Source organism: Agrobacterium sp. 22-226-1 (assembly GCF_053522345.1).
In genome coordinates this window covers 17,956-39,275 of sequence record NZ_JBNWCP010000013.1, presented here as the reverse complement: position 1 = coordinate 39,275, position 21,320 = coordinate 17,956, and the positions used below count along the sequence as shown (strand labels likewise).

The following is a 21,320-nucleotide window of genomic DNA, read 5'->3' as shown; positions in this document are numbered from 1 at the left end:
CCTGTTTTTCTGACGAGACGATGCCATGACCGATCTCATAGACCTCAACACGCTCGAAATCCTGGCGCTTTACCGGGAGAGGAAGCTTTCGCCATCGGAATATTGGCAGGCGGTGGAGGCGCGCATCGATGCTTTCGAACCGGTGGTGAACGCGCTTTATGCCTACGATCCGGAAGATGCACGCAGGCAGGCGCTGGCCTCGACGGAACGTTGGCAAAAGGGCGAAACGCTCGGGGCCCTCGATGGCATTCCGGTTTCGCTGAAGGAATTGATCGCCACGAAAGGCCATCCCGTGCCGCTCGGCACCAAAGCGGTGGAACTGGTGCCCGCGGTCGAGGACGCGCCGGTGGCCGCCCGCTGCCGTGAGGATGGCGCGATTATTTACGCCAAGACGACGTGCCCGGATTACGGCATGCTTTCCTCCGGCCTTTCCAGTTTCCACAAGCTGAGCCGCAATCCGTGGGACCCCACCCAGAACCCCGGCGGCTCCAGCGCCGGTGCGGCCTCGGCAGGGGCTGCGGGTTACGGCACGCTGCATATCGGCACGGATATTGGCGGCTCGGTGCGGCTGCCGGCGGGCTGGACCGGGCTCTTCGGTTTCAAGCCAAGCCAGGGCCGCATCCCGGTCGATCCCTATTATACCGGCCGCTGCGCCGGACCGATGACCCGCACTGTTGCCGACGCCGCCTATGCCATGGCGACGCTTTCCCGCCCCGACTGGCGCGACGGCACGGCGCTGCCGCCCAACGATATCGACTGGATGGACCTCGATATTAATGTAAAGGGCCTGAAAATCGGCCTGATGCTGGATGCCGGCTGCGGCCTGCCGCTGGACGAGGAGGTGCGCGACGCCGTGCTTTCCGCCGCGAAACTGTTCGAGGTGGCTGGCGCCATCGTCATCCCGGTCGAGCCGGTGCTGACGCGGGAAATGCTGGATGGGCTGGACGATTTCTGGCGGGCGAAGTTCTGGGGCGACATGGTGGCGCTGAGCGCTGACCGTCGCGCCGCGATCCTTCCCTATATTCATGAATGGGCGCAGAAGGGGGCGGATATTTCCGGTTCGCGCGCCATTTTCGGTTTCAACCAGACCATGGAAATGCGTAAGACCTGCGGGCGGTTGATGCAGTCCGTTGATGCGGTGATTTCGCCGGTCAATCCCATCGTGTCCTACCCGGCCGACTGGGCCTCGCCCACCAATGATCCGGAACGGCCCTTCGAACATATCGCCTTCACCGTGCCGTGGAACATGTCGGAACAGCCGGCCTCCTCGATCAATTGCGGTTTCTCCAGATCGGGAATGCCCATCGGCTTGCAGATCGTCGGGCCGCGTTACGAGGATTTGTTCGTGCTGAAGCTTTCAAAAGCCTTCGAGAGTTGGGGCGGTGGTGTGAGACGCTGGCCGCAGCCGCCGCAGGCCCGTTGATCCCAGCTTTATCGACCCTGTAGTATTGCCATAATACCCGCATCTCGATCCCGCCTGTTAGGGTGCCCAAAGGCGTTCGAAAACAGGAGGAGCAGACATGCCAAAGAAGATTTTGATGATCGCCGGCGATTTCGCCGAGGATTATGAGACCATGGTGCCGTTCCAGACCTTGGCTGCGGTCGGCCACACGGTGCATGCCGTCTGCCCGGGCAAGAAGGCGGGCCAGACCATTGCCACGGCCATCCATGATTTCGAGGGCGACCAGACCTATTCGGAAAAACGCGGCCATAATTTTGCGCTCAACGCCACCTTCGCCGATATCAAGGTTGCGGACTACGATGCGCTGGTTATTCCCGGCGGCCGCGCTCCGGAATATCTGCGGCTCAATGCGGATGTGCTTTCGGCGGTGAAACATTTCTTCGAGGCCGACAAGCCGGTGGCCGCCGTCTGCCATGGCGCGCAACTGCTGGCGGCTGCGGGCGTCTTAAAGGGCCGCACCTGCTCGGCCTATCCCGCCTGCCGCCCGGAAGTGGAACTGGCCGGCGGCACCTATGCCGATATCGCCATCGATGCGGCCGTTACCGACGGTAAGCTGGTGACGGCGCCCGCGTGGCCGGCGCATCCGGCGTGGCTTTCGCAATTCATGGCCGTGCTCGGCAAATAAGGTCGGCGAAACGGGGCTTTTTCCAGCCCCGTTTTCCGCCTATCTTTCAGGCGTGGTGAGGGAGGAAACCATGTGCAAGCTTTTCATCAAGGCAGACCCGGCGCTTTGGGAGAGCCATACGCGGTCGCTCAGGATCGATGGCATGGTCACCAGTGTCAGGCTTGAAAACTTCTTCTGGGCGACGCTGGACGAGATCGCGCGGCGCGACGGCATGAACAGCGTGCAGCTTATCGCCAAGCTTTATAATGAATCGATCGATGCCGGGCACGATCTGGGCAATTTCACCTCGTTCCTGCGGGTCTGCTGCGGGCGTTATCTGGCGCTTCAGCTTTCCGGCGATATTCCGGCGCGCAGCGATATTCCGATTGCGGCGCTGGATGCGGACAGCATTCTCGATGCGGAGAAGGTGAATTATCACTAGGTGGTCACAGTACACTCGACGTCATCCTCGGGCTTGTCCCGAGGATCTGCCGACGTATCGTTTTTTTTCGACGTGATTAGATCCTCGGGACAAGCCCGAGGATGAGGTGGGAATGGTTCCACGATTCCCCTCAGCTCTTCAGCGCCCGCGGGTCGAGCGCATCGCGTACCGCATCACCGATGTAGTTGACACTCAGAACCGTCAGCGAAATCGCCAGCCCCGGCCACAGCACGCGCGAGGGTGTCAGTTGCAGGAAGTTGGCGCCGTCGAACAGCAGCCGTCCCCAGGTCGGGAAATCGGAGGGGAAGCCGAGGCCGAGGAAGGACAGCGCGGATTCCGTGATGATGGCGGCGGCAATGCCGAGCGTGGCCGAGACCATGATCGAGCTCAGCACATTCGGCAATATATGCCTGAGGATGATGCGGTATTCGCGCATGCCGCTCGATTTCGCCGCCATGATGAATTCCTGGCTTTTGATCGTCAGCACATCGCCGCGCACGATACGGGCCGTATGCATCCAGCTGGTTATCCCGATCACGAAGACGATGAGGATGAAGATGCCGGTTTCCGGCCCGAAGGCGGCGCGCAGCGTATCGCGAAACAGCATCAGGATGACGAGCAGCAGCGGCAAGAGCGGCAGCGCCAGGAACAGGTCGGTCAGCCGCATCAGCGGCCCGTCGAGCCTGCGGAAATAGCCGGACAGCACGCCCACCAGCGTTCCGAGAAACAGCGCCAGCAACATGGCGGTGATGCCGACGGCAAGCGAGATGCGCCCGCCGGCCAGAACCTGCGCCAGCATGTCCTTGCCGAGATTATCGGTGCCGAAGGGATGCGCGAGCGACGGCCACTGGTTGCGCGCCTTCACATTGATGGCGTTGGGCGCAACGGTGTGAATATAGGGGCCGACATAGACCGCCAGCAGGATGAAGACGAAGACGAAGAGGCCCGCCACACCGCCCTTGTGATCGCGGAACTGTTTCCAGATATCGGCAAGGGCGGATTGCGTGGGGGTGGCCGCAACCGTCGGCGCTGCGATGGTGGCGTCAGTCATAGCGGATCCTCGGGTCGAGAATGCCGTACAGCACGTCGGCAATCAGGTTGAAGAGCACGATAAGCACCGCGAAAATGAAGGTGAGCGTCTGCACCAGCGGAATATCCGCACCCTGAACGGCGGTGATCAGCAATTGGCCAAGCCCGTTCACGCGGAAAATCTGCTCGGTGATGATGGCGCCGGAAAAGATCGTCGGCACGCCGAGCGCAATCACCGTCACGACCGGGATCAGGCTGTTGCGCAGCACGTGGATGAGCAGGACGGATTTTTCCTTCACGCCCTTGGCGCGCGCGGTGCGCACATAATCCTGATGCAGATTGTCGAGCATGGAGGCGCGTACGAAGCGGCTGATCTGCGAGACATTGTAGAGCGTCAGCACCAGCACGGGCAGGAACATCTGCTTCACCTGCGCCACGAAACTTCCCCAGTCGGTCACCTGAAGGTTGGTGTCGTAAACGGACGGGAACCATTGCAGGTAGGAGCTGAAGATGACGACCAGCAGCACGCCGGTAAAGAAGGTCGGCACCGAATAACCGACCATCGAGACAAAGGTGCCGATCTGGTCGAAGATCGAATATTGCTTATAGGCGGAGATGACGCCGATCGGGATCGCCAGCAGCGCACCGAAGAGATAGGCGAGGCCCACCACCCACAGTGTCTGCGGCATGCGCTGAATGACGAGATCGACCACCGGGCTGCGTGTCGCCCAGGAGAGCACCCGCATGCGGCTGCCATCGCCGATCTGCCAGCCGGTCAGCCTTTCAATGAGGTTCAGCGGTTCGTTGATGAAGAATTGCTGCAGCCACATCAGATAGCGGATGAAGAAGGGCTGGTCGAGGCCAAGCGAGGCGCGGATCTGTTCGCGCACTTCCGGCGGGATGGTGAGCGGCAGGTCGCCGGTCGGGTCGTTTGGCGCAAGATCGAGCAGCGCGAAGATGACGAAGCTGATGACAAGCAGCGTCGGTACGGCAAAGGCAAGCCGCCGGAGCGTAAAGGTAAACATCTGAAACTCTCCAGACCCAGAGCGCGACAGGACGAAAATTGGGAGCGTTTTCGCCTCAACGCGGCAAATGTGTCTTCAGATCATGGTCCAGGGGCATGCAGAAGGCCGGCCTCTCCGGGGGAGAAGCCGGCGCATCCGCGTGTTACTTCTTGCGGGACCAGTCCGCGACGTTCCAGAGTTCCGAATCCCAGGCATTCATGCGAACGCCTTCCAGCGTCAGCGAATGTGAGGAAACGCTGCCGCGGTGGATGAGCGGAATATGCGCGCCTTCCTCCGTCAGCATGTCGTTCAGCTGCTTGGAAATCTCCGCGCGCTTGGCAAGCTCAGCGGTCTTGGAGAGTTCACCCACCAGCTTGTCGAATTCCGGGTTGCAATAACGCGGAATATTCTGGCCCTGCCAGCCGTTTTCCGGGGCCGGGATCTTGTCGCACAGCCATTCCGCCAGATATTTTTCCGGGTCCGTGCCGTCGAAATTGTTGGTGTACATTTCGACGTCGGCATAAAATTTCTGGAAGGTATCCGGGCTTGCCGGGTCGCCGCCGAAGAAGACCGAGGCGCTGACATTGCGCAGTTCGGAGGCAACGCCAATCTGCGACCACATGTCCTTCACCAGTTCCTGCGTGGCCTGGCGAACCGAGTTGGTGGAGGTCTGGTAGAGGAAGGAGAGCTTCACGCCATTCTTGGCGCGAATGCCATCGGCGCCCTTAACCCAGCCGGCATCGTCCAGCAGCTTGTTTGCGCCTTCCACATCCTGCTTCAGGCACCAGCTGTCATTCTTGGTGGAAGCGACGGCTTCCGGAGCCGGCACGATGTTGCAGGTCGGCTTGCCCGCTTCGCCATAACCCGCTTCGTCGATGACATCGCGGTCGATGGCGAGCGACAATGCACGGCGCACGGCAGGGTCGGAAAGGGCAGGGTGCGGGCCTGCCTGCTTGGTGGAGCGCTTGTCGCCCAGCGAAGGATCGGCATTGTACCAGTTGAGATTGATACGCTCGACCTGGGTGCCGAAGGCTGTCTCAAGCTTGCCTTTACCTGCGGCTACCATGGTGGCGAGGATTTCCGGCTCCACCTGCATGTTCCAGGCATAGTCGAATTCGCCGGTTTCGAGAACGGCGCGTGCGGCGGAAGCGGCATCGCCGCCGCCCTTCAGGGTCGCCGTGGCGAAGGCGGGCTTGGCCGGGTCGCGGTAATTGGTGTTGGCGACGAAGCTGATCACGTCATTCGGCTTGAAATCCTTGACCACGAAGGGGCCGGTGCCGATCGGGCCGAAATTGGCGGATGTGCAGCCGGGTGCGGCAGCGCCGACGCATTTTTCAAACTGCTTCTTCTGGATGACCGGCGACTGTGCGCCGACGAATGCAGAATAGGGGTAGGGTTTCGGTTCGGTGAAGCTGACCTTGACGGTGTGGGCGTCGACGGCCTCGACATTCTTCACGCCCTCATATTGCGCCGCCTGCGCGCAGCCGCCATCCGGTGCGGTGCAATATTTCCAGGTGAAAATAACGTCCTCGGCGGTAAACGGCGTGCCATCCGACCACTTCACGTCGCTTTTCAGCTTCCAGGTCATGCTGAGCAGATCCTTCGCGACGCCGCCATTGTCGATCGTCGGAATTTCGGTGACCAGCATCGGCACCAGCTCGCCCTTTTCGTCGTAGCGCGCCAGCGGCTCAATCACCATAGATGAGCTGTAGACTTCCTTCGTGCCACCGGAAAGATAAGGATTGAGTGTCGATACGGCCTGCCAGAACAGGATTTTCAGTTCGCCGTCACTGCCGCGCTCGGCATGGGCGGCAGAGCCTGCCAAGGCCATGGCCGCCACCGTGCTGGCAAAGAGAACGCTGCGCTTCTTCATTGTAGTTTTCCCCTTTTTGGATTTTATCTATTTGAATGTTTGACGCTTTTCCCGTCGTCATGTGCAAGGTCTGTTATTCTAAGTATTTGACTTTGCTAAGGAATATTCCTCCATTCCCGATGATGCTATTGTCAGTTTTTTTGAAAAGCAAGTCCCAATGTTTCTTTGATGAACAAAAATTGAGCCATTCAGTTTTGGGCCTATTTTTCGCTCATGCAGCAAATTTCATGCTTGCAAAACGAGAAATTCCAAACGCAATATGGCGTCCGACAACCCGGCGGGGAACAAAAAAAGGGAAAAAGAGAATGCCGATATTGAACCGTGTGGCTGAAATGCAGGAAGAAGTTGCCGGCTGGAGGCGCCATCTGCATGAACACCCGGAACTGCTCTACGATGTCTTCGAAACATCGAAGTTCGTGGCGGAAAAACTGAAATCCTTCGGCTGCGACGTGGTCGAGACCGGCATCGGCAAAACCGGCGTGGTCGGCATCATCAAGGGCCGGCACGGGGATGGCCCGACCATCGGTTTCCGCTCCGACATGGACGCGCTGCCGATCCTCGAGACGAGCGGCAAGCCCTGGGCTTCGAAGACGCCGGGCAAGGCCCATTCCTGCGGTCATGACGGGCACACCGCCATGCTTTTGGGTGCGGCGCAATATCTGGCCGAGACCCGCAATTTCAAGGGCTCCGTGGCGGTGATCTTCCAGCCGGCGGAAGAGGGCGGCGCTGGCGCGCTCGCCATGCTGAACGACGGCATGATGGAGAAATTCGGCATTTCGCAGGTCTATGGCATGCATAACGAGCCGGGCATTCCGGTCGGCAATTTCGCCATCCGCAAGGGATCGACCATGGCGGCGGCGGATAGTTTCGAAATCGTCATCACCGGCAAGGGCAGCCATGCGGCCGCCCCACATCTTTCCATCGATCCTGTGCTGACCTCGGCGCATGTCATCATCGCCCTGCAATCCATCGTCTCGCGGGAGACGGATCCGCTGAAATCGCTGGTCGTCACCGTCGCCACCACCCATGGCGGCACGGCCGTCAATGTCATTCCCGGTGCGGTGACGCTGACGGGAACGGTGCGCACGCTGCTGCCGGAAACCCGCGATTTCGCCGAAAAGCGCCTGAAGGAATTGGCGACCGCCACCGCCATGGCGCATGGCGCCACCGTGGAGGTGAAATATCATCGCGGTTATCCCGTCACCTTCAACCATAGTGATGAGACCGAATTCGCGACCGGCGTGGCGATGGGCGTGGCCGGTGCGAACGCCGTCAACACCAATCCCAACCCGCATATGGGGGCGGAGGATTTCTCCTACATGCTGGAAGCTCGCCCCGGCGCCTTCATCTTCATCGGCAATGGCGATACCGCCGGGCTGCACAATGCGGCCTATGATTTCAACGACGATGCGCTGCCTTACGGCATCAGCTACTGGGTTTCGATGGCCGAAACCGCACTTGCTGCGTAAGACATCCGGCGGCCTTCATGGCCGCCTTTTGCTTTTCAGGAGATCGGCATGCTTTTGGCGGCAACGTCCATGGAACAGACCGGCGGTTCGGTAAGCCCGGTTTTATCGGTTCAAAATCTCACCACATCCTTCCGCGTCGATGGCGGCTGGAAATCCGTGGTCCGCAATATGAGTTTCGAGATCGCGCCGCGTGAGACGGTGGCGATCGTCGGCGAGAGCGGCTCAGGCAAGAGCGTTACCTCGCTCTCCACCATGCGGCTGCTCGATAAAAAGACGAGCCGCATCGAAGGCAAGGTCATGCTCGGCGGGCGCGATCTGCTGGCGCTGCCGGAAGAAGAGATGCGCAAGGTCCGCGGCAAGGACATTTCGATGATCTTCCAGGAGCCGATGACCAGCCTCAACCCGATCTTTCCGATCGGTAAGCAGATCGCCGAAGCGCTGACCGTGCATCAGGATATTTCCTCCTCTGCCGCAAAGGCCGAGGTCATCCGGCTTCTGGAAAAAGTCCGCATTCCCAATGCGAAGAACCGTTTCGACGATTATCCGCACCAGTTTTCCGGCGGCATGCGCCAGCGCGTGATGATCGCCATGGCGCTCGCCTCCAAACCAAAATTGCTGATCGCCGACGAGCCGACAACGGCGCTCGATGTGACCATTCAGGGCCAGATTCTCGACCTCATCAAGACGTTGCAGGAAGAGGAGGGCATGTCGGTCCTGTTCATCACCCATGATATGGGCGTGGTGGCGGAAGTCTCGGACCGCACCATCGTCATGTTCCGCGGCGATGTGGTGGAAACCGGCACCACCGACGACATCTTCCATCGTGGCCGCCATCCTTATACGCGGGCGTTGCTTTCGGCGGTGCCGAAGCTCGGCTCGATGAAGGAGAGGGTGCTGCCGGCCCGTTTCCCGATCATCGATATCAAGACCGGTGAAAGCCAGCCCGTCGCGGAGGTGAAGGATACGGTCTCCGGCGGCCGCACGCCCATTCTTTCCGTCAAGGATCTCACCACCCGTTTCGATATCCGCACCGGCCTTTTCGGCCGCAAATCCGGCGCCGTGCATGCGGTGGAAAAGGTCTCCTTCGATCTCGCCGAGGGCGAAACCCTGTCTCTCGTGGGTGAATCGGGCTGCGGCAAGTCCACCACGGGCCGCTCCATCACCCGGTTGATCGAGCCGACATCCGGCAATGTCATGCTCGATGGCTACGAGGTGCTGAAGCTCGACAAGACGACGCTGCGCACCATGCGCCGCAGCGTGCAGATGATCTTCCAGGACCCTTTCGCCTCGCTCGATCCGCGCATGAGCATCGGCACGGCGATCATGGAGCCCTTTATCGAGCATCGCCTCGGAACCAAGCAGCAGGCTCGCGAAAAGGCGGCTGATCTTCTGGAAAAGGTGGGCCTCAGCCCGGATATGATGCGGCGTTTCCCGCACGAATTTTCCGGCGGACAGCGCCAGCGTATCGCCATTGCCCGCTCGCTGATGCTCGACCCCAAGGTCATCGTCGCCGACGAGGCGGTGTCCGCGCTCGATGTTTCGATCAAGGCGCAGGTCTGCAACCTGCTGCTCGACCTGCAACAGAGCCTCAACCTCGCTTTCCTGTTTATCAGCCATGACATGGCGGTGGTGGAGCGCGTCAGCCATCGTGTGGCGGTGATGTATCTCGGCGAGATCGTCGAAATCGGGCCTCGCGCGGCGGTTTTCGACAATCCACAGCATCCCTATACGAAAAAGCTGATGTCCGCCGTTCCGGTGCCGGACCCGGCGCGGCGGCAGATCCGGCGCAATATGGCGACCGACGAGATCAAAAGCCCGATCCGGCCGGTGGACTATGTGCCGCCGCAGCGCCATTACCGTGAGGTTTCTGCCGGGCATCTGGTGCAGGAAGCGGCTTGATTGAGGGTATGGGCATTAACCCAGCATCGTCACCCCGGCCTTGATCGCGAAAGACTCTTTCACGGCGCAGACGCGCCGTGGCTGGATTCCGGCTCAAGGCCGGAATGACGGAAAAATAACGACACGGACGTATAAGCCGTCAGTCACCTTTCCTCATCCGCCGATTTTCGCGCCGTATAGTCTTTCCGCCCATCCGCCGTTTGACAGCCGACGCAAAAAAATGCCAGCAAATGCGCAAGCATAATTCTCAAAGGGCAGCGGCATGGCCAGACGAAACGACGCACATGGACGGCTGGACGATGCGGCCCGTGCCGGCTGGCTTTATTATGTCGCGGGCCGCACGCAGGATGAGATCGCCGCCGCCATGGGCATTTCCCGGCAATCGGCGCAGCGGCTGGTATCGCTCGCCGTTGCCGAACGGCTGATCAAGGTCCGGCTCGATCACCCCATCGCCGCCTGTCTCGAAAAAGCCGAGCGGCTGAAAGAGAAATTCGACCTCAAATATATCGAGGTGGTGCCGAGCGATCCGGCCGGCGTCTCCTCCACTGTCGGCATTGCCGAGGCCGGGGCGGCGGAAATCGAGCGCTGGCTGAAGAATGCCGATCCCATCGTGCTCGCCATCGGTACCGGCCGTACATTGAAGGCCGCTGTCGACCAGCTGCCGCCGATGGAATGCCCCCAGCATCGCATCGTGTCGCTGACGGGCAATATCGGGCCGGATGGCTCGGCCGCCTATTATAACGTCATCTTCAGCATGGCCGATGCCATCAAGGCCCGGCATTTCCCAATGCCGCTGCCGGTTCTATGTTCTTCTGCGGAAGAGCGCGAATTGTTGCACGACCAGTCCATGGTGCGCTCCACGCTGGCGCTGGGTTCTGCGGCCAATGTCACCTTCGTCGGTGTCGGCGAACTTGGCGAAAACGCACCGCTCTGCGTCGACGGTTTTCTGGGTGTCGACGAGATGAAGGCGCTGATGGCAAGCGGTGCCGTTGGCGAGATTTGCGGCTGGATGTATGATGCCAATGGCCGCATTCTCGAGCATTCCGTCAACGAGCGCGTCGCCTCCGTTCCCATCCCTTCAAGAGAGACCTGCACCGTCATCGGCATGGCGCAGGGCGCACGCAAGAACGCCTCGATTCTGGCGGCGTTGAGGGGCGGTCTGCTAAACGGCCTCATCACCGATGAAGTCACAAGCGAATATTTGCTCACGCACTGAGCAAAAATTAAACACATAAAATCAATAGCTTGGTTTTTCCATGTGCGTCGCAGCACAGGATGTCGCTTGACTTTTTTGCTGATGAGGTGAGTAAATGCCCTAGAGCAAAGCGAATGCTCATCATTTTTCTTCTGGGAGGAAGATATGACATTGAAGACCATTTTGCTGGGCGCATGCTCGGCACTCGCCTTTTCGACCCTTGCTTCCGCCGAGACGCTGACCATCGCGACCGTGAACAACGGCGACATGATCCGCATGCAGGGTCTGACCTCGGACTTCACCACCAAGAACCCCGACATCAAGGTCGAGTGGGTGACGCTTGAAGAAAACGTCCTGCGTGAGCGCGTGACCACCGATATCGCCACCAATGGCGGCCAATACGACATCATGACCATCGGTAACTACGAAGTGCCGATCTGGGCCAAGCAGGGCTGGCTGCTGCCGCTCGAGAAGCTCGGCGACAAATATGACGTCGACGATCTGCTGCCGGCGATCCGCGGCGGCCTCTCCAGCGAAGGCAAGCTTTACGCCGCGCCCTTCTATGGCGAATCCGCCATGATCATGTATCGCAAGGACCTGTTCGAAAAAGCCGGCCTGAAGATGCCCGATAACCCGACTTGGGAATTCATCGGCGACGCTGCCCGCAAGATTACGGATCGCAAGGCCGATATCAACGGCATCTGCCTGCGCGGCAAGGCCGGCTGGGGCGAAAACATGGCCTTCATCAGCGCGCTGACCAACTCCTTCGGCGGCCGCTGGTTCGATGAAAACTGGAAGCCGCAATTCGATCAGCCGGAATGGAAGAGCTCCCTGCAGTTCTACGTGGATCTGATGAAAGATGCCGGCCCTTCCGGTGCATCCTCCAACGGCTTCAACGAAAACCTGACGCTGTTCCAGCAGGGCAAATGCGGCATGTGGATCGACGCTACGGTCGCTGCTTCCTTCGTCTCCAACCCGAAGGATTCCACCGTTGCCGACAAGGTCGGTTATGCCATCTTCCCGACGCATGGTGAGCTGAAGAACCACGGCAACTGGCTGTGGTCTTGGAACCTCGCGATCCCGAAGAGCTCGCAGAAGGCGGAAGCGGCCGAGAAGTTCATCTCCTGGGCAACCAGCAAGGAATATACCGAGCTCGTCGCTTCCAAGGAAGGCTGGGCAAACGTGCCTCCGGGCACCCGCACCTCGCTTTACAAGAATGCCGAGTATGAAAAGGCCGCCGCCTTCGCCAAGCCGACGCTTGCCGCGATGGATGCCGCCGACATCACCAAGCCGACCGTAAAGCCCGTGCCTTACACCGGCGGTCAGTTCGTGGCGATCCCTGAATTCCAGGCGCTCGGCACCACGGTCGGTCAGCTGTTCTCGGCGGTCGTTGCCGGTCAGTCCAGCGTCGATGATGCGCTTGCGGGCGCCCAGTCGACCGCGACGCGTGAAATGACCCGCGCCGGCTACATCAAGTAATCCTCCCGAAGATCGCTGTCCGGCGCCAATGCCGGGCAGCGAACCTTGGGGACGGCAAGCCGCCGGTCTGTACGGCGGCGTTTAAGCCTTTCAAATCAAAACAAGAATGAGCCGGTTCTTCCGGATATGCCGGGCGCATGTCGTGACGTCCAGGCCCAAGGGGAGGTGAGTGCAATGGCAACCCGAAACACAAGCGGATTAGCGCGGGTCATGCTTGCGCCATCGGTGCTGCTGTTGCTGGTGTGGATGATCGTGCCTCTGGCGATGACCCTGTGGTTCTCGTTCCAGAACTACAATCTCCTCAATCCGGCCAATGTCAGCTTCGCCGGTCTGTTCAATTACCAGTATTTCTATACCGATCCGGCCTTCTTCCAGTCGATCTGGAACACGCTTTTGATCGTCGGCGGCGTGCTGCTCATCACGGTGGTTGGCGGCATCGCCATTGCGCTTCTGCTCGACAATGACATTTTTGGCCAGGGCATCGTGCGCATCATGATCATCTCGCCCTTCTTCGTCATGCCGCCGGTGGCCGCGCTGGTGTGGAAGAACATGATCATGCATCCCGGTTACGGGGTGCTGGCCGATCTGTCGCGCTTCTTCGGTTTCCAGCCGGTCGACTGGTTCGCGCAGTTTCCGCTGCTCTCCATCATCATCATCGTCGCCTGGCAATGGCTGCCGTTTGCAACGCTGATCCTCTTGACCGCCCTGCAGTCGCTCGATGGCGAACAGAAGGAAGCCGCCGAGATGGATGGCGCCAACTTCGTCAACCGCTTCGTCTACCTGACGCTGCCACATCTGTCGCGCGCCATCACCGTCGTCATCCTGATCCAGACGATCTTCCTGCTTGGCGTCTATGCGGAAATCCTCGTCACCACCAATGGCGGCCCCGGTTACGCCTCCACCAACCTCGCCTTCCTCATCTATCGCACAGCACTTCTGGGCTACGACGTCGGCGGCGCTTCGGCCGGCGGCATCATCGCCGTCATCCTCGCCAATATCGTCGCCATCTTCCTGATGCGCGCCGTCGGCAAGAACCTCGACCGGTAAGGGGGAAACATCATGGCCCGCAAGACAACCACACGCGCAAAGATCGGCTTTTCCATCGCGGCCTGGGCCGTGGCGCTGCTGCTGTTCTTCCCGATTCTCTATGCCTTCCTCACCTCGATCAAGACCGAGCCCGAGGCAATCGCAGGCTTCAGCCTCATTCCGTCCGGCACGCTGGAAAACTATGTGACGGTCCAGACCCAGCGCGATTACTTCAAGCCGTTCATGAACTCGGTCGTGCTGTCGCTCGGCTCGACGATCATCGCGCTGATCATCGCCATTCCCGCCGCCTGGGCCATGGCGTTCTCGCCGACCAAGCGCACCAAAGACATTTTGATGTGGATGCTCTCCACCAAGATGATGCCGGCCGTCGCCGTGCTGGTGCCGATCTATCTGATCTTCCGCAATGCCGGCCTGCTCGATACCCGCATCGGGCTCACCATCATGCTGACCTTCATCAACCTGCCGATCGTCATCTGGATGCTCTACACCTACTTCCGGGAAATCCCCGGCGAGATTCTCGAAGCCGCCCGCATGGATGGCGCATCCTTGTGGAACGAGATCGTGCATGTGCTGACCCCGATGGCGGTTCCGGGCATTGCCTCGACGTTGCTTTTGAACGTCATCCTTGCCTGGAACGAATCCTTCTGGACCATCCGGCTGACGACCACCAATGCAGCCCCGCTGACGGCCTTCATCGCCTCCTTCTCCTCGCCGCAGGGGCTGTTCTGGGCAAAACTCTCGGCCGCCTCGATGATGGCGATCGCCCCCATTCTCGTCATCGGCTGGTTCTCGCAGAAACAACTCGTGCGTGGCCTGACCTTTGGCGCCGTGAAATAAGGAACGACAAACATGGGCAGCATTTCCCTTCAGAACGTGTCCAAGCTCTTCGGTGAGGCGAAAGTCATCCCGTCGATCGATCTCGATATCCACGACGGCGAATTCGTCGTCTTCGTCGGTCCCTCCGGCTGCGGCAAGTCCACGCTGCTGCGCCTGATTGCCGGGCTGGAAGATGTTTCCGGCGGCAAGATCGTCATCGACGGCAAGGATGTGACGGAAAAGGCGCCGGCCGAGCGCGGCCTTGCCATGGTGTTCCAGTCCTATGCGCTTTATCCGCATATGAGTGTCAGGAACAACATCGCCTTCCCGCTGAAGATGGCCAAGCTCGACAAGGCGATCATCGATAAAAAGGTCGAGGACGCCGCAAGGGTGCTGAACCTTACCGACTATCTCGAGCGCCGGCCCTCGCAGCTGTCGGGCGGCCAGCGCCAGCGTGTCGCCATCGGCCGCGCCATTGTGCGCGAACCGTCTGCCTTCCTGTTCGACGAACCGCTTTCCAACCTCGATGCGGCGCTGCGCGGCACCATGCGGCTGGAAATCTCCGAGCTGCACAACACGCTGAAGACGACGATGATCTATGTCACCCACGACCAGGTGGAGGCGATGACCATGGCCGACAAGATCGTGGTGCTCAACCGCGGCAATATCGAGCAGGTCGGCTCGCCGATGGAGCTTTACCGCTCCCCCGCCAACCTCTTCGTCGCCGGCTTCATCGGCTCGCCGCGCATGAACCTGGTGACCGGCGACTACCCCCGCAGCAAGAATGCCACCACCGCCGGGGTGCGGCCGGAGCATCTGGTGCTGTCGAAAGAGAGCGGGCTGTGGCAGGGCAAGGTGACGGTGGCCGAACATCTCGGATCGGATACCTTCCTGCATCTCGAGGTCGACGGCATCGGGCCGATCACTGCAAGGACAGATGGCGAGTTCGAATGCAAACACGGCGATACCGTCTTCATCACGCCGGATGACACCAAGATCCACAGGTTCGATGAAAAGGGTGTGGCGATATGACGGGAAGACTGGAAGGCAAATCCGCGCTGATAACGGGTTCGGCGCGCGGCATCGGCCGTGCCTTTGCCGAAGCCTATATACGCGAGGGGGCAACCGTCGCCATTGCCGATATCGATTTCGAGCGCGCCAGCAAGACCGCCCGCGAGATCGGCGAGAATGCCTATGCCGTCGAACTCGACGTGACCAAACAGCATTCCATCGACACCGCCATTCGCACGGTGGAGGGCCAGACCGGCGGGCTCGATATCCTCATCAACAATGCCGCGCTGTTCGACCTCGCACCGATTGTCGAGATCAAACGCGAGAGTTACGAAAGACTGTTTTCGATCAACGTGTCCGGCACGCTGTTCATGATGCAGGCCGCCGCAAAAACAATGATCGCTCGGGGAAAAGGCGGCAAGATCATCAACATGGCAAGCCAGGCGGGCCGGCGCGGCGAGGCCTTGGTGGCGGTTTATTGCGCCACCAAGGCCGCCGTCATCAGCCTCACCCAATCGGCGGGGCTCGATCTCGTCAGGCACGGCATCAACGTCAATGCGATTGCGCCGGGCGTGGTCGATGGCGAGCATTGGGACGGCGTGGATGCGCTGTTTGCGAAATATGAAAACCGCCCCGCCGGTGAAAAGAAGCGGCTGGTTGGGGAGGCCGTGCCCTTCGGCCGCATGGGCCGTGCCGAAGACCTGACCGGCATGGCGATCTTCCTTGCCTCCGATGAGGCCGAATACATCGTCGCCCAGACCTATAATGTCGATGGCGGCAACTGGATGAGCTGAGTATCGGGCGTCTGCCGCCCGGCCTTGGCACGAACAACGTTTCCCCTTCGAGGATCGTGACATGACATGCAAACTCTCCCTCGCAACGCTTGACGACGCCAGAAAAACCGCGGCTGTTCCAGCCTATTCCCGGGCCGATCTTTCCGCCGGCATCGTGCATTTCGGCGTCGGCAATTTCCACCGCGCCCATCAGGCGGTTTATCTGGATGACCTCTTCAACACCGGAACGGATCATGACTTCGCCATCATCGGCGCGGGCGTTTTGCCGTCCGATGCGGTGATGCGCGAAAAGCTTGCCGCGCAGGATTTCCTGACCACGGTGGTGGAGCAGGACAATAACCGCACCGGTGCGCGCGTCACCGGGCCGATGATCGATATTCTGAAGGTCGGCGATACAAAGGCCATCATCGATACGCTCGCCGATCCGAAAATCCGCATCGTTTCCATGACGATTACGGAAGGCGGTTATTTTATCGATGCTTCCGGTTCCTTCAATCCGCAGCATCCGGCCATTGCAGAAGACGGCAAGAACCCGGCTTCGCCGAAAACCGTGTTCGGCCTCATCGTCGCCGGGCTGAAGGCGCGGCGCGACAAGGGGCTGCAACCCTTTACCGTCATGTCCTGCGACAACATTCCGCATAATGGCAAGGTCACGAAAAATGCTGTCGTCGGGCTCGCGGCTCTCTCCGATCCGGCTTTCGCCAACTGGATCGGCGAAAATGTCGCTTTCCCGAATTCCATGGTCGACCGCATCACGCCCGCGACAGGCGAGCGCGAACGCAATATCGCCCGTGACGATTTCGGCATCGAGGACAACTGGCCGGTCTTCTGCGAGGAGTTCAAGCAATGGGTGATGGAGGATAATTTTCCCGCCGGTCGCCCGGCGCTCGAAAAGGCCGGCGTGCAGTTCGTGAAAGATGTCGCGCCCTATGAGCACATGAAAATCCGCATCCTCAATGGCGGCCACGCGGCAATCGCCTATCCGGCGGCGCTGCTCGACATTCATTTCGTGCATGAGGCGATGGAACATCCGCTGATCCGGGCGTTTCTGGCAAAGCTTGAAAATGACGAGATCATTCCCGTCATTCCGCCGGTTCCCGATACGAATCTCGCCGATTATTTCGCGCTGATCGAGCGGCGTTTCCTCAATCCGAAGATCGGCGACACCATTCCGCGTCTGGCGCAGGACGGTTCCAACCGTCAGCCGAAATTCATCCTGCCATCCACCGCCGACCGTCTGGCGTGCGGCGAGGATATTGTCGGCCTTTCGCTGGTTTCGGCGCTGTGGTGCCGTTATTTCCAGGGCACCTCCGATAGCGGCAAGGAAATCGCCTTCAACGACGCCAGCGCCGACCGGCTTCAGGCGGCTGCCATCAAGGCCAAGGATGATCCGATGGCCTTCCTCGCGCTTGAAGACATCTTCGGAACGGTTGCCGAATCGGAGCTTTTCCGTAAACGCTTTGCCCATGCATTGAAGACGCTGTGGCAAGAAGGCACGGCGAAGACTTTGCAGCTTTATCTGGATGACAAGCTGGCTGAAAAGTGACTGAGAGATGGAAGACGAGACCGGGCCCCTTTTGATTTTCGATTGCGACGGCGTTCTCGTCGATAGCGAGCCGGTCTCCATCTCCGTCCTTCTCGATATGCTCTCCCATCTCGGCGTGACGATGGGGGAGGAAGAAGCCTATGAGCGCTTTCTCGGCCGCAGTGTGGCCAGCATGACGGCGACGCTGTTTGAGGATTACGGTGTCGAAACCGACATCGATTTTCTCGACCATATGCGGGCGACGCTGTTTGAGCGTTTCCGCACCGAGCTTCGGCCGATTGACGGCATTGGCGAAACGCTGGACAGGCTCCTGCCGCTGCGGCGCTGCGTCGCTTCCTCAAGCCAGCCGGAACGCATCCGTTATTCGCTGGGGTTGACGGGCCTGATCGACAAATTCGAACCGCATGTCTTCAGCGCCACCATGGTGAAGAACGGCAAGCCGGCGCCCGACCTCTTCCTGCATGCGGCGCGCGAAATGGGCGTCGAGCCGCGTCACTGCATCGTGATCGAGGACAGCCCGGCCGGCATTGCCGCCGCAAAGGCGGCCGGCATGGGCGTTTTTGCCTTTACCGGCGGTTCGCATGCGCGCTTTCCCGCATTCCGTGAAAAGATCGCCGGGCTTGGCGCGGATGCGGTGTTTGACGCGATGCCGGATTTGGTCCAACTTGTCGGAAATTATGTGGGGAAGGGCGGTTTTGACGGCCAAATGGAACGTGATGCGGGCTGAAGCAGATTTTGCCTGCCGCCGTCGCCGGGTCGTTGCGCAAGGGATGGAATTGCAGTCTTGATGCGTCAAAATCTCGTCGCTGTCGATGTCGGCACCGCCAGCGCCCGGGCCGGCATTTTCGATCCGGCCGGCCGGCTGCTTGCCCGTTCCACCCATCCCATCCTGATGCAGAGGCCGCAGGAAAACCACGCCGAGCACGATTCCACCGACATATGGAAAGCGGTCTGCATCGTGGTGAGGGCGGCGCTTGCCGAGGCCGGTGTTTCGTCGCAAAGCATCGCCGCCATCGGTTTCGACGCCACCTGCTCGCTGGTCATCCGCGATGGGCGGGGTGAGCCGGTTTCGGTTTCCGTTACCGGGGAGGACCGGTTCGACACCATCGTCTGGCTCGACCACCGGGCGATAGGCGAGGCCGACCGGCTGACGGCATCCGGCCACCGGGTGCTGGATTTCGCCGGCAACAGCGTCTCGCCGGAAATGCAGATGCCGAAGCTGATGTGGCTGAAGACGCATATGCCGGCAAGCTGGTCGCGCATGTCCTTCGCTTTCGATCTGGCGGATTTTTTGACGTGGAAGGCGACCGGTTCCGCGCAGCGTTCAAATTGCACGCAGACGGCGAAGTGGAATTTTCTGGCGCAGGAAAATCCCGGTTGGCAGGCGGATTATCTCGAATTGGCGGGCCTTGCCGATTTGAGGGAGCGGGCAGGGCTTCCCGAAACCACGGTAATGCCGGGGGAAAGCATCGGCCCGCTTTCGCCCGAAGCCGCCGCCGAACTGGGTCTCGATACCGGCTGCCAGGTGGCGGCGGGCATGATCGACGCTTATGCCGGCGCGCTCGGCGCATTGGGCGGCTGTCTGTCTGCGGATGTGGGCCGGCATGTGGCGCTGATCGCCGGTACATCGAGCTGCCTTGTCGCCATGTCGGAGCGGCAGATGCCCGGCCACAGCCTCTGGGGTCCCTATTGGCAGGCGATCCTGCCGGGTCACTGGCTGGTGGAGGGCGGGCAATCGGCCACGGGCGCGCTGCTCGACCATATCGTGCGCATGCATGCGGCAGGCGGTGAGCCGGATACGGCGCTGCATGCCCGCATCGTTGCGCGGGTAACGGAATTGCGCGCGCTTGAGGGCGAGGCCTTCGCCGAGCGGCTGCATGTGCTGCCGGATTTCCACGGCAACCGCTCGCCGCTTGCCGACCCGCATGCGGTCGGCGTCATCAGCGGACTGACTTTGGATACATCTTTCGACAGTCTCTGCCGTCTTTACTGGCGCACGGCCGTCGGCATTGCGCTTGGCGCGCGCCATGTGCTCGATGCGATGGAGCGTTTCGGGTATGCGGTGGAAAGCCTGCACGTTACCGGCGGGCATGTGAAGAACCCGTTGCTGATGGAGCTTTACGCCGATGTGACGGGCAAGCGCATCGTCGTTCCCGCCACCGCCGATGCGGTGCTGCTCGGCACGGCGATGACGGCGGCGACGGCCGGCGAGGTGCATGCGAACCTTGCGGCTGCAGGGGCCGCCATGTATCCGGGCAATGCGGAAATATCAGGCAATCCGGCGCGGGCCCCCCGTTATGAGCGGGATTACCGCCGTTTTCTCGCCATGCACCGCCATCGTCAGGAACTGGAAAGCCTTTGACTTCTAGAGTGTAATGACTGGCTTTAACGGCCGCCGCTCATTTCTTCTCCCCGCCGGAGAAAAGGTGGTCCGAAGGGCCGGATGCGGGGGAACGCCAGCGATAGAACGCACTCTAGCCCCCTCATCCCGCTGCCGCGACCTCCTCCCCGACGAGGAGAAAAAACGAGCGGTAACCACTCGATCCCTCGGCCCCGTATTGCCGCCAAACGCAATTAGCTGCGCAGCGAGCGTTTCAGGGCCGTGAGGTTCTTCGCCCTTGCCCTGCCGCTGTCATCGGCGCTGGCGCCAAGAGCACAAAGGGTAAATTCCAGCAGGGAGACCAGTTGCAGCAGGCCCTGGCCGCCATTCTGCGCCTGCGGCATGGCAAGGCAGAGATCGGCGCTTTCCGGTCCCCATTCATAAAAGCGTGTGGTGATCAGCAATGTCCTGTAGCCGCTCTTGCGCGCCATTGCCGACAGGCGTTGCAGGGGCGACAGGGCGCCGCCGCAATCCATGATGACGAGCAGCGCCTGCGCGGGGTCGAAATCCCACAGGGCCACATAGGCCGCGCTGTCGCTGCCGAGATAATGGATATGGCCCCGGCTCTCCAGAAGCCGCCCGTAAAAATGCCGCCCGGCATCGAGACCTTCCGGAGAGGTTGCCAGAAAAACATTGCCCGCCGTGGCGATCTCGTTCATGGCGACCCGCCAGATCGATTGGGTGGTCATGTCGAAAGCGGTCTGGATGGCCTGAATCTGCTGGGACAGAAGCTGTGAAAACGGGTTGGAATGGCGTTCGCCGCCTTCGGCCATGGCGGGTTGGTCCGCGCCGGCCGTTTCTTCGGCATGGCGCAGATCGGCGCGTATATCGCTGAATTGCCGGTATCCCAGCGAACGCAGGAAACGGCCGACCGTCATCGGACTGAGGCTGAGCTTGGCGGCCAGCGTCTGCGCCGTCTCGAACGGCAATTCGTCCAGATGTTCGATCAGATATTTGGCGATCTTGCGCTCTGAAGGGGTGCCTGCCTTCATGGCGCGCGTAAGGTTCAACAGCAGCTTTTCCACCAACGCCTCATTCTTTTATCTTTATTGAACGATGATGCATGCGCGCGCGCAAACGAGCGTGCGAACCGCAATTTGACGGTGGGGGATAGCTTTCCCGGCCTTGTCCTCCACCGGACCGGAATGCGAAATGTAATAGGTATATTATTATATTTTAGAGATACCTTTTATTCAAGAGAAATTCCATCTGCGGTTTAAATCCAGCCATTTGGCATATTTCCGCCCGTCTTGCAGAGCAGGCGGGCAGC

At 60.4% G+C, this 21,320-nt stretch carries 18 protein-coding genes; 14 read left to right on the top strand and 4 right to left on the bottom strand.

Translation table 11 applies throughout. The features are described 5' to 3' along the window. The first annotated feature begins 25 nt into the window (after nt 1–25). From ACQZ5K_RS20110 to ACQZ5K_RS20100, 3 genes are all read left to right on the top strand, one after another. Nucleotides 26–1,423: an amidase gene (locus tag ACQZ5K_RS20110; RefSeq protein WP_448741200.1), complete on the top strand. Its 1,398-nt coding sequence runs from the start codon at nt 26–28 to the stop codon at nt 1,421–1,423. A 97-nt stretch (nt 1,424–1,520) separates the two neighbouring features. After that, the gene (locus tag ACQZ5K_RS20105) at nt 1,521–2,087 is read left to right on the top strand and encodes a DJ-1/PfpI family protein (RefSeq protein ID WP_020813219.1); all 567 of its coding nucleotides are present in this window, start codon (nt 1,521–1,523) and stop codon (nt 2,085–2,087) included. A 70-nt stretch (nt 2,088–2,157) separates the two neighbouring features. Continuing rightward, a complete protein-coding gene (locus tag ACQZ5K_RS20100) occupies nt 2,158–2,508 on the top strand; it encodes a ribbon-helix-helix domain-containing protein (RefSeq protein ID WP_020813218.1) in 351 nt (116 codons plus the stop codon). Nucleotides 2,509–2,638: 130 nt separating this feature from the next. Here ACQZ5K_RS20100 and ACQZ5K_RS20095 read toward each other — a convergent pair whose 3' ends face one another. From ACQZ5K_RS20095 to ACQZ5K_RS20085, 3 genes are all read right to left on the bottom strand, one after another. After that, the gene (locus ACQZ5K_RS20095; RefSeq protein WP_448741199.1) at nt 2,639–3,559 is read right to left on the bottom strand and encodes an ABC transporter permease; all 921 of its coding nucleotides are present in this window, start codon (nt 3,557–3,559) and stop codon (nt 2,639–2,641) included. Beyond that, a complete protein-coding gene (locus ACQZ5K_RS20090) occupies nt 3,552–4,562 on the bottom strand; it encodes an ABC transporter permease (RefSeq protein WP_020813216.1) in 1,011 nt (336 codons plus the stop codon). Before ACQZ5K_RS20090 ends, ACQZ5K_RS20095 begins: the two co-directional genes overlap by 8 nt. A gap of 142 nt (nt 4,563–4,704) precedes the next feature. Then, entirely contained in the window at nt 4,705–6,414 is a 1,710-nt protein-coding gene (locus tag ACQZ5K_RS20085; protein WP_065655297.1) for a peptide ABC transporter substrate-binding protein, read from the bottom strand. Nucleotides 6,415–6,719: 305 nt separating this feature from the next. On the opposite strand from ACQZ5K_RS20085, the gene ACQZ5K_RS20080 reads away from it, so the two are divergent. The 11 genes from ACQZ5K_RS20080 (at nt 6,720) to ACQZ5K_RS20030 (ending at nt 20,032) form a co-directional block, all read left to right on the top strand. Beyond that, nucleotides 6,720–7,883, top strand: coding sequence for a M20 aminoacylase family protein (locus tag ACQZ5K_RS20080; RefSeq protein ID WP_448741198.1), 1,164 nt, complete (start codon nt 6,720–6,722; stop codon nt 7,881–7,883). Between the two features lie 48 nt (nt 7,884–7,931). Beyond that, on the top strand, nt 7,932–9,782 hold the full coding sequence (locus ACQZ5K_RS20075; protein WP_448741197.1) for an ABC transporter ATP-binding protein: 1,851 nt from the start codon (nt 7,932–7,934) through the stop codon (nt 9,780–9,782). A 262-nt stretch (nt 9,783–10,044) separates the two neighbouring features. Continuing rightward, entirely contained in the window at nt 10,045–10,998 is a 954-nt protein-coding gene (locus ACQZ5K_RS20070; protein WP_003524928.1) for a sugar-binding transcriptional regulator, read from the top strand. Nucleotides 10,999–11,142: 144 nt separating this feature from the next. Further along, nucleotides 11,143–12,456 carry an ABC transporter substrate-binding protein gene (locus ACQZ5K_RS20065; protein WP_065655300.1) on the top strand — a complete coding sequence of 438 codons (1,314 nt, stop codon included), beginning with the start codon at nt 11,143–11,145 and terminating at the stop codon, nt 12,454–12,456. A gap of 174 nt (nt 12,457–12,630) precedes the next feature. Beyond that, on the top strand, nt 12,631–13,503 hold the full coding sequence (locus ACQZ5K_RS20060; protein WP_104679882.1) for a carbohydrate ABC transporter permease: 873 nt from the start codon (nt 12,631–12,633) through the stop codon (nt 13,501–13,503). A gap of 12 nt (nt 13,504–13,515) precedes the next feature. Next, on the top strand, nt 13,516–14,340 hold the full coding sequence (locus ACQZ5K_RS20055; RefSeq protein ID WP_003525171.1) for a carbohydrate ABC transporter permease: 825 nt from the start codon (nt 13,516–13,518) through the stop codon (nt 14,338–14,340). Nucleotides 14,341–14,352: 12 nt separating this feature from the next. Continuing rightward, the gene (locus tag ACQZ5K_RS20050) at nt 14,353–15,351 is read left to right on the top strand and encodes an ABC transporter ATP-binding protein (RefSeq protein ID WP_448741196.1); all 999 of its coding nucleotides are present in this window, start codon (nt 14,353–14,355) and stop codon (nt 15,349–15,351) included. Next, on the top strand, nt 15,348–16,124 hold the full coding sequence (locus ACQZ5K_RS20045; protein WP_448741195.1) for an L-iditol 2-dehydrogenase: 777 nt from the start codon (nt 15,348–15,350) through the stop codon (nt 16,122–16,124). Before ACQZ5K_RS20050 ends, ACQZ5K_RS20045 begins: the two co-directional genes overlap by 4 nt. Before the next feature lie 61 nt (nt 16,125–16,185). Further along, nucleotides 16,186–17,670 carry a mannitol dehydrogenase family protein gene (locus tag ACQZ5K_RS20040; RefSeq protein ID WP_448741194.1) on the top strand — a complete coding sequence of 495 codons (1,485 nt, stop codon included), beginning with the start codon at nt 16,186–16,188 and terminating at the stop codon, nt 17,668–17,670. A gap of 7 nt (nt 17,671–17,677) precedes the next feature. Further along, entirely contained in the window at nt 17,678–18,397 is a 720-nt protein-coding gene (locus ACQZ5K_RS20035) for an HAD family hydrolase (RefSeq protein WP_448739268.1), read from the top strand. Between the two features lie 60 nt (nt 18,398–18,457). After that, a complete protein-coding gene (locus ACQZ5K_RS20030) occupies nt 18,458–20,032 on the top strand; it encodes an FGGY-family carbohydrate kinase (RefSeq protein WP_448741268.1) in 1,575 nt (524 codons plus the stop codon). A gap of 212 nt (nt 20,033–20,244) precedes the next feature. On the opposite strand, the gene ACQZ5K_RS20025 is transcribed toward ACQZ5K_RS20030, so the two are convergent. Further along, nucleotides 20,245–21,078, bottom strand: coding sequence for a MurR/RpiR family transcriptional regulator (locus ACQZ5K_RS20025; RefSeq protein WP_125146079.1), 834 nt, complete (start codon nt 21,076–21,078; stop codon nt 20,245–20,247). Nucleotides 21,079–21,320: the final 242 nt, after the last annotated feature.

What these genes read in the sequence shown, in the direction of transcription:
- ACQZ5K_RS20110 (WP_448741200.1), top strand. Translation starts at nt 26, where the DNA reads ATGACCGATCTCATAGACCTCAACACGCTCGAAATCCTGGCGCTTTAC.
- ACQZ5K_RS20105 (WP_020813219.1), top strand. Translation starts at nt 1,521, where the DNA reads ATGCCAAAGAAGATTTTGATGATCGCCGGCGATTTCGCCGAGGATTAT.
- ACQZ5K_RS20100 (WP_020813218.1), top strand. Translation starts at nt 2,158, where the DNA reads ATGTGCAAGCTTTTCATCAAGGCAGACCCGGCGCTTTGGGAGAGCCAT.
- ACQZ5K_RS20095 (WP_448741199.1), bottom strand. Translation starts at nt 3,559, where the DNA reads ATGACTGACGCCACCATCGCAGCGCCGACGGTTGCGGCCACCCCCACG.
- ACQZ5K_RS20090 (WP_020813216.1), bottom strand. Translation starts at nt 4,562, where the DNA reads ATGTTTACCTTTACGCTCCGGCGGCTTGCCTTTGCCGTACCGACGCTG.
- ACQZ5K_RS20085 (WP_065655297.1), bottom strand. Translation starts at nt 6,414, where the DNA reads ATGAAGAAGCGCAGCGTTCTCTTTGCCAGCACGGTGGCGGCCATGGCC.
- ACQZ5K_RS20080 (WP_448741198.1), top strand. Translation starts at nt 6,720, where the DNA reads ATGCCGATATTGAACCGTGTGGCTGAAATGCAGGAAGAAGTTGCCGGC.
- ACQZ5K_RS20075 (WP_448741197.1), top strand. Translation starts at nt 7,932, where the DNA reads ATGCTTTTGGCGGCAACGTCCATGGAACAGACCGGCGGTTCGGTAAGC.
- ACQZ5K_RS20070 (WP_003524928.1), top strand. Translation starts at nt 10,045, where the DNA reads ATGGCCAGACGAAACGACGCACATGGACGGCTGGACGATGCGGCCCGT.
- ACQZ5K_RS20065 (WP_065655300.1), top strand. Translation starts at nt 11,143, where the DNA reads ATGACATTGAAGACCATTTTGCTGGGCGCATGCTCGGCACTCGCCTTT.
- ACQZ5K_RS20060 (WP_104679882.1), top strand. Translation starts at nt 12,631, where the DNA reads ATGGCAACCCGAAACACAAGCGGATTAGCGCGGGTCATGCTTGCGCCA.
- ACQZ5K_RS20055 (WP_003525171.1), top strand. Translation starts at nt 13,516, where the DNA reads ATGGCCCGCAAGACAACCACACGCGCAAAGATCGGCTTTTCCATCGCG.
- ACQZ5K_RS20050 (WP_448741196.1), top strand. Translation starts at nt 14,353, where the DNA reads ATGGGCAGCATTTCCCTTCAGAACGTGTCCAAGCTCTTCGGTGAGGCG.
- ACQZ5K_RS20045 (WP_448741195.1), top strand. Translation starts at nt 15,348, where the DNA reads ATGACGGGAAGACTGGAAGGCAAATCCGCGCTGATAACGGGTTCGGCG.
- ACQZ5K_RS20040 (WP_448741194.1), top strand. Translation starts at nt 16,186, where the DNA reads ATGACATGCAAACTCTCCCTCGCAACGCTTGACGACGCCAGAAAAACC.
- ACQZ5K_RS20035 (WP_448739268.1), top strand. Translation starts at nt 17,678, where the DNA reads ATGGAAGACGAGACCGGGCCCCTTTTGATTTTCGATTGCGACGGCGTT.
- ACQZ5K_RS20030 (WP_448741268.1), top strand. Translation starts at nt 18,458, where the DNA reads ATGCGTCAAAATCTCGTCGCTGTCGATGTCGGCACCGCCAGCGCCCGG.